At 55.3% G+C, this 17,962-nt stretch carries 11 protein-coding genes; 8 read left to right on the top strand and 3 right to left on the bottom strand.

From position 1 onward, the window contains the following. The first annotated feature begins 115 nt into the window (after window positions 1-115). Both Pla100_RS02805 and ppnP read left to right on the top strand, forming a co-directional pair. Window positions 116-4,813 (top strand): dockerin type I domain-containing protein, encoded by a 4,698-nt coding sequence (locus Pla100_RS02805; RefSeq protein ID WP_146576121.1) that lies wholly within the window; start codon window positions 116-118, stop codon window positions 4,811-4,813. Window positions 4,814-4,874: 61 nt separating this feature from the next. Then, window positions 4,875-5,153, top strand: a complete 279-nt coding sequence (gene ppnP, locus Pla100_RS02800) for a pyrimidine/purine nucleoside phosphorylase (RefSeq protein WP_146576120.1) — start codon at window positions 4,875-4,877, stop codon at window positions 5,151-5,153. A 111-nt stretch (window positions 5,154-5,264) separates the two neighbouring features. Here the strand turns inward: ppnP and Pla100_RS02795 are convergent, their stop codons facing one another. After that, entirely contained in the window at window positions 5,265-6,143 is an 879-nt protein-coding gene (locus Pla100_RS02795) for a helix-turn-helix domain-containing protein (protein ID WP_146576119.1), read from the bottom strand. A 238-nt stretch (window positions 6,144-6,381) separates the two neighbouring features. Here Pla100_RS02795 and Pla100_RS02790 point away from each other — a divergent pair, with 238 nt between their 5' ends. The 5 genes from Pla100_RS02790 (at window position 6,382) to Pla100_RS02770 (ending at window position 14,353) form a co-directional block, all read left to right on the top strand. After that, the gene (locus Pla100_RS02790) at window positions 6,382-7,665 is read left to right on the top strand and encodes an L-rhamnose isomerase (RefSeq protein ID WP_146576118.1); all 1,284 of its coding nucleotides are present in this window, start codon (window positions 6,382-6,384) and stop codon (window positions 7,663-7,665) included. 29 nt (window positions 7,666-7,694) lie between these two features. After that, entirely contained in the window at window positions 7,695-9,131 is a 1,437-nt protein-coding gene (locus Pla100_RS02785; RefSeq protein WP_146576117.1) for a purine-cytosine permease family protein, read from the top strand. 63 nt (window positions 9,132-9,194) lie between these two features. Then, window positions 9,195-9,392 carry a hypothetical protein gene (locus tag Pla100_RS02780; protein ID WP_146576116.1) on the top strand — a complete coding sequence of 66 codons (198 nt, stop codon included), beginning with the start codon at window positions 9,195-9,197 and terminating at the stop codon, window positions 9,390-9,392. Between the two features lie 6 nt (window positions 9,393-9,398). Beyond that, complete coding sequence (locus tag Pla100_RS02775; RefSeq protein WP_456238267.1) at window positions 9,399-12,881, top strand: family 78 glycoside hydrolase catalytic domain; 3,483 nt, start codon at window positions 9,399-9,401, stop codon at window positions 12,879-12,881. Window positions 12,882-12,925: 44 nt separating this feature from the next. After that, entirely contained in the window at window positions 12,926-14,353 is a 1,428-nt protein-coding gene (locus Pla100_RS02770; RefSeq protein ID WP_146576115.1) for a sulfatase family protein, read from the top strand. Window positions 14,354-14,378: 25 nt separating this feature from the next. On the opposite strand, the gene Pla100_RS02765 is transcribed toward Pla100_RS02770, so the two are convergent. Both Pla100_RS02765 and yacG read right to left on the bottom strand, forming a co-directional pair. After that, window positions 14,379-16,457: a sulfatase-like hydrolase/transferase gene (locus tag Pla100_RS02765; protein ID WP_146576114.1), complete on the bottom strand. Its 2,079-nt coding sequence runs from the start codon at window positions 16,455-16,457 to the stop codon at window positions 14,379-14,381. Window positions 16,458-16,512: 55 nt separating this feature from the next. Continuing rightward, the gene (gene yacG, locus Pla100_RS02760) at window positions 16,513-16,743 is read right to left on the bottom strand and encodes a DNA gyrase inhibitor YacG (RefSeq protein WP_390620546.1); all 231 of its coding nucleotides are present in this window, start codon (window positions 16,741-16,743) and stop codon (window positions 16,513-16,515) included. Between the two features lie 81 nt (window positions 16,744-16,824). Between yacG and Pla100_RS02755 the strand changes: the two genes are divergently transcribed. Then, window positions 16,825-17,961 (top strand): retropepsin-like aspartic protease family protein, encoded by a 1,137-nt coding sequence (locus tag Pla100_RS02755; RefSeq protein WP_146576113.1) that lies wholly within the window; start codon window positions 16,825-16,827, stop codon window positions 17,959-17,961. Window position 17,962 lies beyond the last annotated feature (1 nt).

Here is a 17,962-nt window from a genome sequence, read left to right as displayed (position 1 = left end):
CGGCCTACATTCCTTTGCATTCTGGTGTTTGATGACCCTTTGATTTTGCCGTCAAGCTTCCCGTTGGTTAAGAACGTCTCGCCACGCGAAACCATCGACGAACCATCGCCGTCGCATGCTCGTTGAACCGCTCGAGGGGCGTCGACTTTTGGCGGTCGCGGGAACGGTCACCGTCGACTTCAACGGGAACGGTGCTGCGGAGCCCGGCGAACCGGGCTTGGCCGGCGTCGTGGTTTACTTGGACGGAGATCGCGACGGACGCTTGGACGACAACGAAGCGTTCGCCCAAACTCAATCCGATGGGACGTACCGCATCGAATCACCGCCGGTGGGGCGTTTTGAATTGCGCCAGCAGCGGCTCGATGGTTATGTGGCGACCGGTTTTGGTGCGACAGTGATTGTTCAAGCCGACGGTCGCGACCAGCCCGACGTGAACTTGACCGCCGCACCGCTTACCTCGATCTCGGGAACCGTCTACCACGATGAAAACCGCAACGGTGGCAAGTCCGGTGCGACGCCGGATCGGCTCGATCGTTTGTGGACGGGCGCGGTCGTCGTGTTGGGGCAACCCGATGACTCTCAAACCGAGTCCAATCCAGTCGTTGGTACGGTCGTCAATGCGTACGGTGAAATCGTTGAGCCTTCCATCACCGTATCGGGGCGATACGAGTTCAATAACTTATTGCCCGCCGGCGTGACCTTGCGAACGCCCGACGGCGAGATCACAGGCCCGGAACGTTACATCGTCAGCGTCCAAGCCGACACAGGTCTGCAAACCTTTCCGATCCGCGACCAATTCGGTGAACCTGCCGGAATCGCAACCGAACTGTTTGATAGCGAACTACGCGACGCCGGACCGTTCACCTCGGCGGACTTCAACGGCGACGGACGATTGGACTTAGCCGTCGGAACGACAAGCTCGTCCGAACGCATCGACCGGATTCAAATTTTCTACAACTTTCCGATGAGTGAACTCTCCGGCGCAGACGATGGCAATTCCTTTCAAAACCAAGGGACTCTCAACGTGAAGTTCGTGGAGGGCCCCAGCGTCGCTGTGCCGGGGATCGCTCCCGACATGACGTCGATTCTCGCCCGCGATTTTGATAACGACGGACTGATGGACTTGGTCATTGCGTCGATCGGTGCGACGATTCGTGGCGAGGACGATTATGTCGCAATTCTGCCCGGTCGTTTCGATCCTGAACGGGAATTTGACCGGTTTGGTGATCCGATCGTATTGGCCAACGCAACCGGCAATCTTCTGGACATTGAGTCGTTCCCGAACATACGTCAAGCGTTTGCTGATGATCTGTTCCTGCCCAACCTATCGGCATCGCGAACCATATCACCTATCGAGCTCGCAATCGGTACACTCGGTCGCCAATCGACGCCCTATGTCGTCAGCATTAGTCAGGGCAGCAATAACATTTCCTTGATGCACCCGATATACGCCGGAGCCGAATGGCATCTTCCCGCCGGTGGCACGGACGTGCGGGCCCTGATTGTCGACGATCTGAACCTAGATGGCTTCGATGACATCGTCGTCGGTTCCTTTAACGGTAACGTGCGGGTCTACCAATCCAACGTCTTGCAAACAGATGATCCGGCAACACCGACCGACGAACTGGTGGTGGATTACATCCGGTCGGATCGAAACGTGGGCGGTAACGTGGTCGACATGGTCGTCGTCGACCATGAGTCCGGCGACACGCCGACGGTCGTGATCGCGACGGTAGCCGAGCGATTTGGCACCAACCAAGAGAACCTACAGTTGTATTCCGTCGAAGACGAAAGTTTCGTGCGAACCGGTGGTCTGCGTACTTCCCTTGTGCCATCGAGTCTGGAAGTTTGGAATGCTTCCAGTGGTGTCGTTCAAAGTCTCGTGGTGGCGGATCGGACGACTGATCGCGTGCAAGTCTTTTCTGTCACTGATGAAGGATATGTCGAGAACCTAGCCGTTTCGACGAGACCTGCATTGACTCAACCGGAGCCGGACGATTCCGAATCGAACAATCCCATTCCCAACGATGAGGAATCACGGATTACTTTGCCGCCGCCGTTTCGTGATCACGAGATTCAACTGTTGGACCTCAACGGCGACTTGTTACCAGAGTTGATTTCCGTCCGTGGGGCAGCCGAATCAACTCAGAATGCAGACGGTGAAGACCGCGATCTGCCTGACAAAGATCTTGACGGAGTGGTTGACGAGATGGCGGATGACACGAGAGAAGACCGTGAGCATCCGGGTGGATTTTTCGTACTGAGCAGCCTGCCTGGTTCTTTCTCGCTCGTGCCAACGTTGGGTATCCCCGACATTCATGGCGGTGATTTCGGGTTAACGTTCACCGAACCGATTCGGTTGGTCAGCGGACGTGTCTTCAATGACCTCAATGCCGACGGCGCGAACGTCGGCGAACGTGGTTTGTCCGGCGTGACCGTTTCGGCGGTCAACAATCGCACCGGTCAGCGTTATGAACAGGTGGTCGCTGAAGACGGCGTGTATCAGATCCCCATCGCGGAGTTATCCACCACCAATCCGGAATCGGTCACCGTGACGGTCATCCGGCCCAACGGTTTCCGGGGCACCACACCGTTGACCCAGGTGTTTCAAATCCAACCGGGCATGAACGGGCCGGACTTTGGCTTGACCGAAGCCCAAAACGACCTTCGAGACTATGGCGACGCGCCCAATTCGTATCTGACACTGATCGCATCGGGAGGCCCCAGCCATGGTGTTAGCGACGACCTGTTTCTCGGTAGCACCGTGGACAGCGAACCATCGCCACGAGTGAGCGCGACGGCAACCGGCGACGATCGGTTGGGTCAGAATGACGACGACGGCGTGCGGATCACAACCGCGTTGATCGCGGGTCTCGACGGCGAGATCATCGTCGACGTCACCAACATGACCGGTCGCAACGGTTACCTACGTGGCTGGATCGATTTCAATGCCGACGGAGACTTCCTCGATCCCGGCGAGTTAATCGTGGGCGATCGAGTCATCCGAGGCGATGCCGATGGGCAAAGCGACACGCCTGGGCAAGGGAGCACCTCGATCGTCGTCGCGGTCCCAAACAATCTTTCGTTTCCAAGAAACGGAATCCTCGAAACGTTTGCTCGTTTTCGATACTCCGACACGCCGGGTGCGGAAATCGGAGGTCACAAATCCAAGGGCGAGGTCGAGGACTACGCGTTTAGGATCTTCGCTAGCGAGGACGCCGCTCGACTTGCCTTCAATGATCGATATGTGGTTTCACGAAATGCCATCGACTCGCCGCTCAGCGTTCTGGACAACGACCAGACTTCGATCGCCAATCCGTTGAACATTGATCCGGAAAACTTATCGGCAACGTTGGGGAACTTGACGACCACCGCGACCCCGGCGGGAACTCAGGTGTTGCTTTACACACCACCTCCTGGTTACATCGGTCCAGTGACGCTGCGTTATGGAGTCACGGATCGATCGGGTCGATTGGATTACGCCGAGGTGCACGTCGAAGTCGCCGACCGGATCGGCACGGTCACAACCGTCGACGACACCATGTTGATTCCCCTTCCCGATCAATGTGATCCGTCGCGATTCCGTTGCGAGATTGATGTCTTGGCGAACGACTCGTTCGACGGTTCGCGTCCTTTGCGGATTCGTTCGGTGGGAGATGGCTCGGCCGGTGGAAGGCTGGTACTGACTCCTGAGCACACACTGGTTTATCAACCCGTCGATGGATTTGTCGGAGTGGAACAGTTCACCTACACTGCCGAGAGCCAGCCCGACGAGTCAAGTGATCCGACCCAAAACGCCTATGCGTCGGGAACCGTTACGATGGTTGTCGGTTCTCCGTCGTCGATGAACTCGATGGCGTCGATTGATGTTCGAGCCATTTCGGCAACGACCGAGAATGTGATCACAAGCGTGAACGTCGGGGATGTTTTCCGCGTTCGCGTTTCGGTCGACGACTTGCGCAACCTGAACAGCGATCAAGTCCAAGGGGTCGCATCCGCGTTTCTTGATTTGCTGTACCCCGGCGATTTGGTCAATCCGGTCGATTTCGATCGTACCGACTCCGTTCCCCTTTCGATTCAGTTCGGCGAACGATTCGCGGTTGCTCAAAACCAACTCGAATCTTTGTCGGCACTCGCTGGGGTGCTGGACGAGTTCGGTGGGGCGATTCCGGATCCAACTCTCCTTTTGAACGAACTGGATTTAGAATCATTATCGCATGAAGGTCCGGCGGATTTATTCACGATCACGATGCGGGCGATCCGTCCTGGAACGGCGATCTTTCAAGCTGATCCGGCTGATGGAACGGTTCCGGGCCAAGCATTCGCTTCGGTAACACTTCTCGATGGTGTAATCGATTCCGGACGTTTGCCACTCGGCGTCTCGCAAATCCGTCTGGGTGAGACGCGATTGCGAATCAATCAGCCTTTGTTGGCCGGGGTCGCGTCCTTGTCCGGGTTGACCGCTGTATCGTCTGCCGCCGAGGACGTCAACTTGGACAATCGGGTCACGGCTTTGGATGCCCTGATCGTCATCAACGAGCTCAATCGGCTGAACGCGATCTCGTCCGCATCGGGCGAATTCGGCAACACGGATTTCGACTCGAGCGTGGACGTCAACGGAGACGGATTCATCTCCGCGATTGACGCCTTGCAGGTCATCAATTTCCTTAACTCCAACGTCGATTCGGCGGGACCCATCGAGTCCGAACCGATTCCCGCGTCTTGGCAGCTAGCTGACGACGACGAAGACGATATGCTACACGCCGATTGGCTCGAAGTGCTCGCCGAGGACCAACGTCGTTTGGCGATTTAAAGCACACCAGGCTGACTTACCCAATACGCAACCACACATTCCCGACGGATCAACTAACTCCATGAACGTGAACGAATACTTCGACGGCAAAGTCAAATCGATCGGTTTCGAAAACTCCGAAGGCCGCATCACATCCGGCGTGATGGCGGTGGGTGATTATGAGTTCGGAACGAGCGAACACGAACTGATGAAGGTGACCAGTGGCGCGATCCTCGCCAAGCTGCCCGGTAGCGATTCGTTCGAAACGTTCAAAGCGGGCCAACAGTTCGAAGTCGACGCGAACCAAAAGTTCCAAGTCAAGATCGAAGAGCCGACCTCGTATCTTTGTTACTACGGTTAAGCCGTTAGCGGCCTGTTGATTTAACGTGGCACGGTGGTCCCCACCGTGATTCTCGACGGAGGACCGTCGAGCCACGTTGCTGACACCCTAAAGTCAAATGTGGTTGAAGTACTAGTATTGGCTTTTGTAATCTCGCGGCGAGACACCGATCACATCTCGGAATTTGCGGCTGAAGTAATTGCTGTCGGTGAAGCCCACCGACATGGCGATTTCGGTGATGTTCGAACGGTCCGTTCTCAAACGTTCGCAAGCCTTACGGATTCGCAACCGAATCAGGTATTGAATGGGACTGTATCCCATCGTTTGCTCGAACGTTCGCAGGAAATTGCGACGTGACATTTGAGAAATTTCCACCAACTCGTCCAACGTTACGTTCTCCGTATAGTTTCGTTCGATGTGGCTGATCGCGTCGGCAATCTGCAAGAGCGAGCGGCTTTGGTCGTCTCGCGAGCGGTCGTACAGACGCGACAACGAAGTCGCCAGTTGCAGGAACATCGTCGTCGCCATCAGCTGATAACCTGGTCGTTTTGCGCGTAGCTCGTCTTGCAGTCTGCCGATCATGTCGATCGTGTGTGCCAAATCCATCGGTGAGAGGCGCAGTCGGCTATCAAATCGATGCCGTTCGCGAAACGCAGGCTCAAGCGTAAACAGCACGTGATACCCCGGCACCGACATCAGGTCACCCATTGTCCATGGGATCTCATTGGAATCGAACAGAATGTTGATCAGGCATAGTTCGTTCAGATTGACGTAGTCGTGAGGCCGTGCGCCTCCGATGACGAATGTGTCACCGGTTTTCAGGTCGTACCGGTTTTCGCCGGTAACGTGTTGTCCATGCCCGCCGGTGATCACGACGATCTCACAGAAGTCATGAGCGTGCAGACCGATCGGATCTTGAGGTTCTTGGCGTTCGACGGCGATCGGGCAAGTCGGGTCGGAAAACCAATCGGCACGACGCAGCACGGGAATCGGATCGGGGGAATGAATCATCGGACTCCTGAACGTTCGTCGATTTTCCGGTGTGCATAGCGATCAATGGCTTAGACGATCAATACGTCCAATCACAGCTTGGCACTATTGTGCTAAACGACGGCACGATCGTGAAGGTGAGCGATGTTGGAATCGAGTAAATTGATCGGGTGACCGGTCGGCAACTTGTAATTATGCGGACTTAGCGGAAGAATCATTTCCGTCACGCTTCCCACCGTTTTCCCATTGAGGCAGTCCCATGGGCCATTCATCTGCTATCGAAGCCGCCTTTCGTCTCGCCATCGAACGGTATCAATCGATCGGCGTTGACGTGCAGTCGGCGTTAGAAACCCTTGCATCCGTCGCGATTTCGGTGCATTGCTGGCAGGGCGATGACGTCGCCGGTTTCGAAAACACGGGTGAAACCCTCGGCAGCGGCTTAGCCGTGACGGGCAATTATCCGGGGCGCGCCCGGACCGCCGATGAACTCCGCGAGGATCTTGAACAGGCGTATTCTCTAATTCCCGGCAAGCACCGTTTGAACCTGCACGCACTCTACGGCGAGTTCGACGGCTACGTTGATCGGGACCAGATCGGCGTCGAGCATTTTCAAGGCTGGATCGATTGGGCCGCCAGCCAGTCGTTGTCACTTGATTTCAATCCGAGCTATTTCTCGCATCCCAAAGCGAACGATGGCTTGACCCTCGCTCACCCTGATTCGGGCATTCGCGAGTTCTGGATCGATCACGGTTCGGCTTGTCGGCACATCGCCTCAGCGATGGGCAAATCACAAGGCAATCCTTGCATCAATAATTTCTGGGTACCGGATGGTTACAAAGACAGCCCGGCTGATCGCGGGTTGCCGCGTCGGCGCCTGGCCGACTCACTCGACAAAATCTTTGCCGATCAACTCGATCCCACGCACACGCTCGATGCGGTTGAATGCAAATTGTTCGGCATCGGATCGGAAAGCTATGTCGTCGGCTCGCACGAATTCTATCTTGGCTATGCGATCTCCCGTGAAAAGGTATTGTGCTTGGACGCAGGACACTTTCACCCGACCGAACAAATCTCAGACAAGATTTCGTCGACATTGATGTACGTGCCTGAGCTGTTACTGCACGTCAGTCGCGGGGTTCGATGGGACAGCGATCACGTGGTGACGATGACCGACGAGCTACAAGCCATCATGCAAGAAATTGTTCGCGGAAATCATTTGAACCGCGTCCATATCGGATTGGACTTCTTTGACGCAAGCATTAACCGTATTGCGGCTTGGACGATCGGAACTCGCAACACGATCAAGGCATTGTTGATGGCTCTGTTAGAACCGACCGCGGAGTTGCAGCGTCTCGAAGCCGAAGGAGACTTCACGGCGAGATTGGCATTCATGGAAGAACAAAAGAGTATGCCTTTTGGTGCCGTCTGGGATTACTACTGCGAAACCAAAAGCGTCCCCGTCGGCCGGGCTTGGCTCGACGAGGTTCGCCGTTACGAGTCGTCCGTTTTGTCGCATCGAACTCAAGTCGAAGCATCGGTTTAGTCATTCATCCCCATTCTAGGAACGATTCCTTGTCCGACCAATCCAACCTTTATGATGCCGGCGCCCCCGTCCATGATTCCGACGAATCACAAGGTGGATCCGGTGAATTCGAACGCGAACGAGTTCCTGACAGAGCTCTGTTAGGTGCCAGTAAATTTTGGGGCATGTACGCGGGCGAACATGCCGCCGGAACGGAGTTCATGATCGGACCGCTGTTCCTCGCCGCCGGAGCGAGCCTGCAGGATCTGATTGTCGGCCTGTTGCTGGGCAATTTATTGGCCGTGCTGACGTGGCGTTATCTCGTGACTCCGATCGCGATCGCTAAAAGGATGACGTTGTATTATCAACTCGAACGAATCGCCGGGGGCGGGTTGGTTAAGTTCTATAACGTCATCAATGGTGTTTTGTTTTGTTTCCTCGCTGGTGCGATGGTCACCGTATCGGCCAGTGCCGTCGGCGTTCCATTCGGCATCCTTTATGAGACACCGGCATCGACGTTCGGATTGGGTGCGCCGTCGTTCACGGTTCTTGTCGTGATCGTCGGCGTGGTGATGGCTGCGATCGCGGCGGCCGGTTACCAAATGGTGGCCCGAGTCGCCAACATCGCCGCGCCTTGGATGATTGCGATTTTTGCCGCCTGTGGTGTGATTTCGTTGGTGCAAATGGACGCCAACAACGTCGAGGCACTCCGCCAAGGCCAATACTGGTCCGACGCGATTGCGTTCGTTCAAGCCGAAAACGGCGTACAGCAATTTGGTTTTTGGCAAATCGTCGTATTCGCCTGGTTGTGTAACGGCGCGATGCATTTCGGCATGGCGGATCTATCGATCTTTCGTTTCGCCAAGAGCCCATCATCGGGCTGGGCACCTGCGATCGGAATGTTTCTCGGGCATTACATGGCGTGGATCGCCGCCGCATTGCTGCTCGCGGCACAGATCAAACTTTCCCAAGACGCCACCGCCAACCCCGGTGCGTTAGCCTGGGGCGCTCTCGGTTGGACCGGGATCATTTGCGTCGTCATCGCCGGCTGGACGACCGCGAACCCGACAATTTATCGGGCCGGATTGGCCTTCCAAGGCGTTTTCCCCAAAAGCCCTCGGGTCGTCATGACGCTAGTTGCCGGCGGCGTCGCCACGCTAGCCGGTGCGTTCCCCAACCTTTCCGCTCAATTGCTCGGTTTCGTCGGTACCTACGGCACCGTGCTCGGCCCGATGGGGGCGATCGTGTTCGTTGACTACTACCTGATGCAACGATTTGGGTTGAACGACGAATATGCCATGCGAAACGGATCTTCAATCAATGTGGCCGTCTTGATTGCGTGGTTGTTACCCGTCGCGGTCGGCTTGTACCTGATCTTTTGGCAGGGGCTGTTCGCCGCCTACGCGGTCGTTCCTTGCTGGATCGCTTGTGGTGTGATTTATCTGCTGTTGAGCAAAATAACCCAGAAGCCAGCCACCGTTGGCTAGGCCACCGTTGGCTAGGTACGTCCACGACCACGATCTAATTCAACTTCCTACAGAAATCGAATCATGAATACGCTCTGCAAACTCGTCTCCCTGGTCGCACTCGGGTTGGTCACGCTTCCGAGTGTCTTGTACTTCGCCGGATCCCTCAGCCATGACATGGTCTTGACGATGGGGCTCATCGGAACCGTCGTTTGGTTCTTGACCACCCCGTGGTGGATGGGACGCGAAGTCGGCATCGATGCCGATCAAGTCGAAATCTGATCCCTCGTGTTATTCCCCACATACTCGCTCTCAATGACATCACTCGACGCCATGATCCGCTCGCTATTGATACTTTTTGTGTTGACATTTGTCGCTGCTTCCGCTTCGGCTGATTCGTTGGATGGCGCTTTGACGCCGGTTCACTTGCGCTGTGAATATTTGGTTGATCCTCTGGGCATCGACGAAACCGAACCTCGTTTGACTTGGCGAGTACAGTCCGATCGTCGTGGTCAAGTACAAACGGCCTATCAAATCCTCGTTGCTTCCGACTCTGAAAAATTGGCAATGGACCAAGGCGACTTATGGGATACCGGCAAAATCGCCTCCAGCGAGACGCTTCACATTCCCTACGCAGGCGAGGAGCTCAAATCGAGGCAAGTTTGCTTTTGGAAAGTCAAGACTTGGGACGCCCAAGGGAATCCGTCGAACTGGAGCGACACGGCGACCTGGTCAATGGGTTTGTTGAACGACAACGATTGGCGGGCGAACTACATCAGTTACGACGACGACTCTGCGATTCATACCGATACGTCAACGTTGTACCTTCCCGCAGCGAGGCAATATCGCAAGAAGTTTGATGCTGGCGAGAAAACGATCGAGCGTGCGACCGTCTATGCGACCGCCCTTGGCATTTATGAACTGCACCTCAATGGAAAGCGAGTCGGTGACGCCTATTTCGCTCCCGGTTGGACCGACTACTTACAGCGGGCCTATTACAACACCTACGACGTCACCGACTTGGTTCAAAATGGCGATAACGCCTTGGGAGCTTGGGTCGCCGAGGGTTGGTACAGCGGTTACGTCGCGTTCGGTTTGTTGACCGGAATGGGTACGGAGAAAAATGGCCGTTCCAATTACGGAAAAATTCCCGCCGTGATGGCTCAGTTGGAGATTCATTACAGCGACGGCACGACGGAGATCGTCACAACCGACTCGACTTGGAAAGTCACCGGAGCGGGACCGATCCAAGAAGCCGATTTGTTGATGGGTGAAGCCTACGACGCTCGCCGCGAGATGACCGGGTGGGCGACCGCCGGGTTCGACGACTCGGCGTGGGATTCGGCGATTCCGGCGGAGGCCAACGGCGATACGGTGGCGATGTTTTATGAAGCCCGCAATCCCGATGCTGCTGGTCGCGGGCCGCAGATCACCGGCGAACCTCGCAACCTCGGTTTCAAACGCCCCAAGCTCGAAGCTTTTCCGGGTGTTCCCGTCAGGATCACCGAAGAGATCCCGTCCAAGTCGGTCACCAAGCGGGACGAGGGCGTTTACACCTTTGATCTCGGACAGAACTTTGCGGGCGTGATTCGTATGAAGGTGAAAGGCCCGGCCGGACACAAGATTCAGATCCGTTATGGCGAGATGTTGCATCCCGACGGTCGGTTGATGACCGAGAATCTTCGCAAAGCCCGCGCGACCGACTACTACATTTGCAAGGGCGATCCGGACGGTGAGATCTACGTACCACGATTCACCTTTCACGGTTTCCAATTCGTCGAGGTGAGCAATTTCCCGACCGACGAGGGCGAAACACCGTCCACCGATGCGGTCACTGGGTTGGTCATGCACAGCGACACGCCAATGACGAGCGAGTTCACATGCAACGATCCGATGGTCAACCGTTTATTCCAAAACGTGGTTTGGACTCAGCGTTCGAACTTCTTGGATCTGCCGACCGATTGTCCCCAACGAGACGAGCGGATGGGATGGACGGGCGACGCACAGGCCTACGTCGGTACCGCCGCGTACAATGCCGACATCGGTGCGTTCTATACCAAGTGGTTGCGCGAATTGATGGAATCCCAACGACCCAGCGGCGCGTTTCCTGGATACGCACCGTTCACATTTCAGCACGGTTGGGACTTCGGTACCGCATGGGCCGACGCCGGAGTGATTTGCCCCTGGACGATCTGGCAAGCCTACGGTGACCAACGCGTGATCCGGACATGCTGGGAACCGATGACCCGGTTCATGGAGTGGCGCACACGGACCAGCCAAAACGATTTGGGGATTGCCCACGGCAACGCTTGGGGCGATTGGTTGGCCCAAGGAGCGTCGACGCCGCTAGATTTCGTCGACACGATTTATCTTGCGATTTCATCAAAAATGATGGCGGAGATGGCTGAGGCAATCGGCGAAGACGATCAAGCCAAACAGTACCGCAATCAATTCGATCGAACCAAGCAAGCGTTCAACAAAAAGTATGTCGATTCCGACGGACGGGTGAACGTTCGGACGCAATCGGCACAAGCCCTCGCGTTATTTGCCGACTTGATCCCCGCCGACCAACGCGAGGCGACCGGTGCGTACTTGGCAGAAATGATTGCCAAGAACGGCAATCGCATGTCGACGGGTTTCTTGGGAACACGTCCTTTGTTGCCGGTCCTGTCCGAATCGGGACAACATGACCTGGCGACGTTCCTGTTGCAATCACGCGATTTTCCCTCGTGGGGATATGAGATCGCCAACGGCGCGACAACGATTTGGGAACGTTGGGACAGCTACACGAAAGAAGACGCATTCGGCCGACACAACGCGGCCATGAACTCATTCTCGCACTATGCCTTCGGAGCGGTGTGCGAATGGATGTTCGGAACGCTTGCGGGCATCCGCAGCGACGGCCCCGGTTACGCGAACGTGATCATCGATCCGCGTCCCCCACGCGCAAACAGCAATGCGATGCGAGACCCGATCGACCAAGTCACTGCGAGCTATGATTCTATCCGCGGAATGATCCTCAGCGACTGGAAGATTGAAGACGGTCAATTTCGTTTGAACGTCACGGTTCCCGCCAACACGACGGCGACCGTTTACCTGCCGACCGATGACGCCGATTCGATCACCGAAGGCGGCCAACCGATTTCCGCCAACGAATATGTGCAACTCCTCAGTGCGGCAGACGGTAAAGCCAAATTGAAGGTCGGTTCGGGAAGCTACTCCTTTGTCGCCGACAACGGCATCGGTCGGGCGTCGAAGGCGTTGGAAACGTCCGAACCGCAAGACACGTCGATCAATCCCGATGAAATCGACATGACCCGTGCCAAACAATTGATCGCTTGGGATTTCTCCAACCCCTCCTCCGTCGAGCGATGGAAGTCACGCAACCATTTGGACGTGCAAGTTATCGATGATCACGCCGTGTTGTCGCCGACCGGTGACGATTCGCAACTGGCAATCACGATGAATCAGGCGGTCCAAGGGGACTTAGTGCTTGCGATCGAAGCCCATCCGGTTACCGATGAAACGCTTCAGTTTTTCTGGGCATCACCCCAAGGCGGTTTCAACGCGACCCAAATGGACGGCCGGGATATCAAGGCATCCAAAACTTTCAGTACCTATTTGTTTAAGCTCAACGAAAAGGCCCCGGTCGGTCAATTACGGATCGATCCGTTTCGAAGCTTTGATCCTTATGCCAAGCAGCCTAAGATGCTGATCAAGTCGATCGCGATCTATGATCTCAGCGGCGGCAAAAAAAAAAGAATGAACTGAGTCGAGCACCGGTTGGTAAATCCAAGCTGGAAACTCCGACCGGAATGCCCAACATCTTGTTCATCCTCGCGGAAGACCAGGGCGCGCATCTGAGTTATTTGGGCACGCCTGGATTGCAAACGCCGAATCTGGACCGGTTGGCTCGTTCGGGCATCTATTTCGAGAATGCGTTTGTCGGCTACCCGGTGTGCTCAGCGTCCAAGGCGGCGATTTACACCGGTTTGCACAACCATACCAACGGCATCCTCAACAACACGCATAATTTTCACAAACCTGCGTCGGCAGTCACCAACGCCGAACGTGGCTTGAGACTGGCACAAACAAATCGAATCAATGACCGATTCGTCACATTGACCGAACTGCTCGACGCGAACGGCTACTATCAGGGGGTCACGCATAAGTTACACGTGCTTCCCAACGAGAAGTTTCCGTACGACGAGTTTCATCGGACCGACACGGCGCAGATGGACGATTTTCTCCGGCGAGCAAGCGAGCTGCAGCGTCCGTTTTTCTTGATGGTGAACATCCCTTATTCCCATCGCCCATATCCCAATAGCGACAAGGAACCGATTCGGGTCCAACCCAGCAAGGTTGAGATTCCTGAATTCTTGCCCGACACTCCGGAGGTTCGCAAGGACTGGGCCGAGTACCTCGCCGGAATCGAAAAGATGGACGCGGTCGCCGGCACCGCTTTGCAAAAGCTCAAAGCCTCCGGTCACGCCGACGACACGATCGTGATCTACATGAGCGATCACGGCCCGACGTTCCAGCACGGCAAGATGACGTTGTACGACCTTGGACTGCGGACGCCCTTCGTCGTTGCGGGCCCAGGGATTCCGGCCGGTCAACGCTGCGACGAGTTGATTAGTGGAATGGACATCATGCCGACGCTCGAAGATTGGATCGAAAGCCGCTGCGATTGCGAGATGAAACTTCCCGCCGATTCGATTGCCGCCAAAAGTGGTCGTTCGCTTGACGAGTATCTTCAGTCGCTCGACGGAAAATCGTTTGCCGAGTTGTTAGCGAATCCCGATGCCGAGGGCGGGCACGAGTACATTGTCAACGAGATTTCCAATCGGGGACCTTTGCCCAACGATGGAATCCAAGAACGCAGCGTGTTTGACGGACGCTGGAAGCTGATTTATCGCGAAAACGTCGAGCAAGCGTGGCGGCAGGTCAACGCCGACACCCGCGAAAAGAAACCGTGGGGCAATCGAACTTATGGCGAAACGTTGAGGGTAAAAGACAAGTTCCCCCGGCAATACGAGATTTTGGCCGAGATGGACCCACAAAACTTGCAAGGAACGGTTCGCCGCTTGGAACTTTATGACCTGCACAACGATCCCGACGAAATGCGAGATCTGTCCGGTTCACCTAAGTACGCTAACGAACGAAGCCGATTGATCGAGGCACTCAAGGATTGGAAGGAACAAACGGCCGATGAATCGATCCGTTTGTCGACGTTCCCCTGATTCGTGTTCGCGGCGTCACGCGATGTTAGCGAACGAACCAGTTGGTTTCGATACCATCGCTTGTGAGTTGCCACTGCGGCTTGGTTTCGCCGCCTAGGATGGTGATCTCGAACGGATGCCAACCCGCTTCGAGAGCGATCGTGGACTTCACCGTTTGGCCGGGATGATGATTGAAATCGTTGTCGATTAAGACCGCTTCGTGAGCACGAACCAATGATGGATGATTGGATTGGAATTCGAACGTAAATTCACCCGTTTTGGGAACCTCCAACAATCCGCGAAATTGATAGGCACCGGCGATCTCATCAGGCTTCAACTCGCTGAGAAACTTTGCCGGGTCTTGGGCGATGAGGATCGTTTGGTCCTTGGTCGCGATGCTGTCGAACTTGGGCACATAATCGAACGTCGTGTCCACACTCTTAATCAGCATACCCTTGGACGATTCGCCTTGAGCTGACCCGGCTAGCGCGGGCATGGGAACTTCGTCGTAGGGGCGTTTCGCTGATTCATTTATCCGACGCAGACGCAGGACGCGAGACTGCATTTCGTCTTGCAGTTTTTTCATTGCGTCGGACGTCCCCGCCAAGTTGTTCAATTCGCTCGGGTCGGTTTGCAAATCATAAATTTGAAACGGGTCTTTCGGGTTCTTGATGTCCAAACGGATGCCTTTGTAGCGTCCCGACATGATGACCTGCATTTGCTTGCGAGTTTGTTGGCGTTTGCGTTTTTCGAAATCCTCGTAGGGTTGCGTCTTGCCGTTTTGGGCGTATTCGACGTACACGGTACTGCTGTCACGATGTCCGGTTCGTGTTAACGTCGGCAACAGCGACACACCGTCGCAGATTGCAGGCGGATTCGTGCCTGCAACAGCGGCCATCGTCGCCATCCAATCATGAAACTGGCTGGGCGAGGGATCGATGGTGCCGGCCGGTATTTTCGACGGCCACCAGGCCAACGTGGGCACACGAATGCCGCCTTCCCAAGTATCGCGTTTGGTTCCATCAAACGGGCCGTAGGATTGAAACGACGTCGGATCGTAATTGGCGTTCTTGAGGTATGACTCGTGGTGGGGCCCGTTGTCGCTGCTTAATACCACCATCGTGTCCTCATCGATATCGAGATCCTTCAACGTTTGCAAAAGGTCCCCAACACAATCATCGATTCGCCGAACCATCGTTGCGAATCGTTCTTCGACATCGGACCACCCTTGGCCGGTGTGTTCATCGTACCGGTAGGAATCGATTTTCCCTTTGGCGGTGTTGATCATGCGTCCGTCTTCACCGATCCACTTCAAGCCACCCTTGACACCTTGCCCCTGCGGATAGGCGGTTGAGGGAACTTGCAGTGCCGCGTGCGGAGTGTCGTAGGCGAGATAGACAAAGAATGGTTTCTTGTTTTCGGTCGTTTGCTTTTGAATCCAGTGCTTTGCGTAGGCGGTGAACAAATCGGTCGTGTAGCACTTGTCCAACTTGGCGGAGATTTCTTCGTCGTTGTGCCAAAACTCCTTTGGCGTTTGGTGAGTCTCGGAATTACCGAATTCCCAGTTGTGAGCCGGATAGTGAACATGTCCGTCGACGTGTCGAACGTAACCGAAGAATTCGTCAAACCCGCGTTTGGTCGGATAAGCCGGCCACAGCGATGCCGATCCACCCTCACGCTTGTTCTTCGAAGGCGGCGATCCTTGTAATCCATACTTTCCGATGATCGCCGTCGAGTAACCGGCGGCTTTCATCACGGTCGCGAGTGTGTGATTGTTTGGCAACTCTTTGTCGAATTGGTTGTCACGAACTTCGCAGTTTCCCTGATGGACGCCCAATAGCAACGACGCACGACTCGGCGCACATACCGGCGCGGGACAATAGTGGTTTCGTAGTTGGGCTCCTTCGCGAGCCATCGCATCGAGTTTCGGCGTGGTGAATTTTCGTGAATGCGTGGAATCGTTTTGATGCAAAACACCCAAGTCGCCCCAACCAAGATCGTCACAGAGAATGAAGATGATATTCGGTTTATCGGCCGCACCAGCTGGTAGTGCCAATCCGAGCGTCGGAAGCACCAGGGCGACGGCGAACAAGAGACGGGATCGAAGTCGTGTCAAATGCGACATGGGTACTCATAGAGGTAAGTGAGAAGTGGAAGTAGCGGGTCACGATAGGCGAGAATCAATCGTCTTCATCTCGGTATTCGACCGGTGATTCACCCGGGGAGCCCTCGTAAGGGACACTGATGTCCTCGTTGAACCATCGCCCCAGATCAATCATCTGACAACGCGTTGAGCAAAACGGCGGCGTCGGAGACTCGTCCGAGAGAAATTTGCGTTGGCAAGTGGGACACGTCATCGGGGTCGGGCGGCTCAAGGAAGGGTCCGTGTTTGAGAAATCGTGCTGGTCCATGGGCGGGTCCATTGGTTCGGCATCTCGTTGCGTTACAATGAAAACTCATTCCGATTGTAGTTTTCTCAAGCGAGCGACACCATGCCTTCTCGACACCGCGATCCGTCCCACCGCGATTCGCAACGGTTTGGACTGGCAAACGCAACCCTACTACTGATCATTCTGTCAGTCTTCAGCGGTTTGTCTCTCGACGCACGATGCAGGGCGGAACAGCCCGGTCAATACGCCGATTCAGTCGTTGAGAAAGCGGTTTCGGTGCTAGAAGAGGCGGGATTGCGACGTAGCGGCAAGGGCCTCCAAGCGGCCGAGTCGGCGGACTTATCTCGGCAACTGAGTGCATTGACACGTGAACGTCGAGATTTGCGATTGAAACAAACGGAGTTCGAATCGGCCGAAAAACAGCTCGAAACACTTTCACAAAACCTCTCTGCGCTCAATCGAACCGACCGTGACTTAAATCTGCAATTGGCTCAAATCGCCGGGACGGACGTCGCGAGTAATAATCGGATCGTCGCCTTGATCAACGCCACACGCAGCCAAAGCGTCGAAACGCGACGGCTTCAGCAATCTCAGCAAGAAACGATCCGAACGCTTCGAGGACAACTCAACGAAGCGGAAGAGGCCTATTCCGAAAAAGTCTTTCAAACTCGCAGAACACTCGATGGGCTTAATGAAAAGTTGAAGCAATCTTTATCGGACCCACAGGTTAAGATCGCGTTGACGGTCATGCATCGCAATTTTGAAGTGCCGATCGACATTGATTCGTCTCAGGTTTTGCGTTCGCTCCATGCACGTTTAGCATCATTTGAGAAAGAAGTTTTTCAAGATTCGATCGACCTGCAAGTCGGAAGCAGCGGATCATTGTTCGCGATGGTGAGTGTCAACAGCCAACCGATCGAGATGGTCGTCGACAGCGGCGCGACTGTCATCACGCTCCCCGCCGATACGGCTATCAAACTAAATTTGTCCATTCCGAATGATGCCCCCGTGGTGAACTTATCGCTTGCCAACGGACAGCGGATCACGGGTCGGCGTATTGAGTTGGATTCCGTCCGCGTTGGCGAGTTCGAAGCCAAGCAGGTCGACGCCGTGGTGCTCGAACCGATCGCCGGAAATGCTCAACCGTTGTTGGGATTGAGCTATCTCGATCGCTATAAGTTCGAAGTCAATCCGACGGCCAAGACGCTCGGATTGTTACGGGTCCAAACAACACCATGAA

It is taken from the genome of Neorhodopirellula pilleata (assembly GCF_007859915.1).
GTDB classification, from domain to species: Bacteria; Planctomycetota; Planctomycetia; order Pirellulales; family Pirellulaceae; genus Rhodopirellula; species Rhodopirellula pilleata.
The sequence above is the reverse complement of the archived record's forward strand: the minus strand, read 5'-3'. Positions and strand labels throughout refer to the sequence as shown.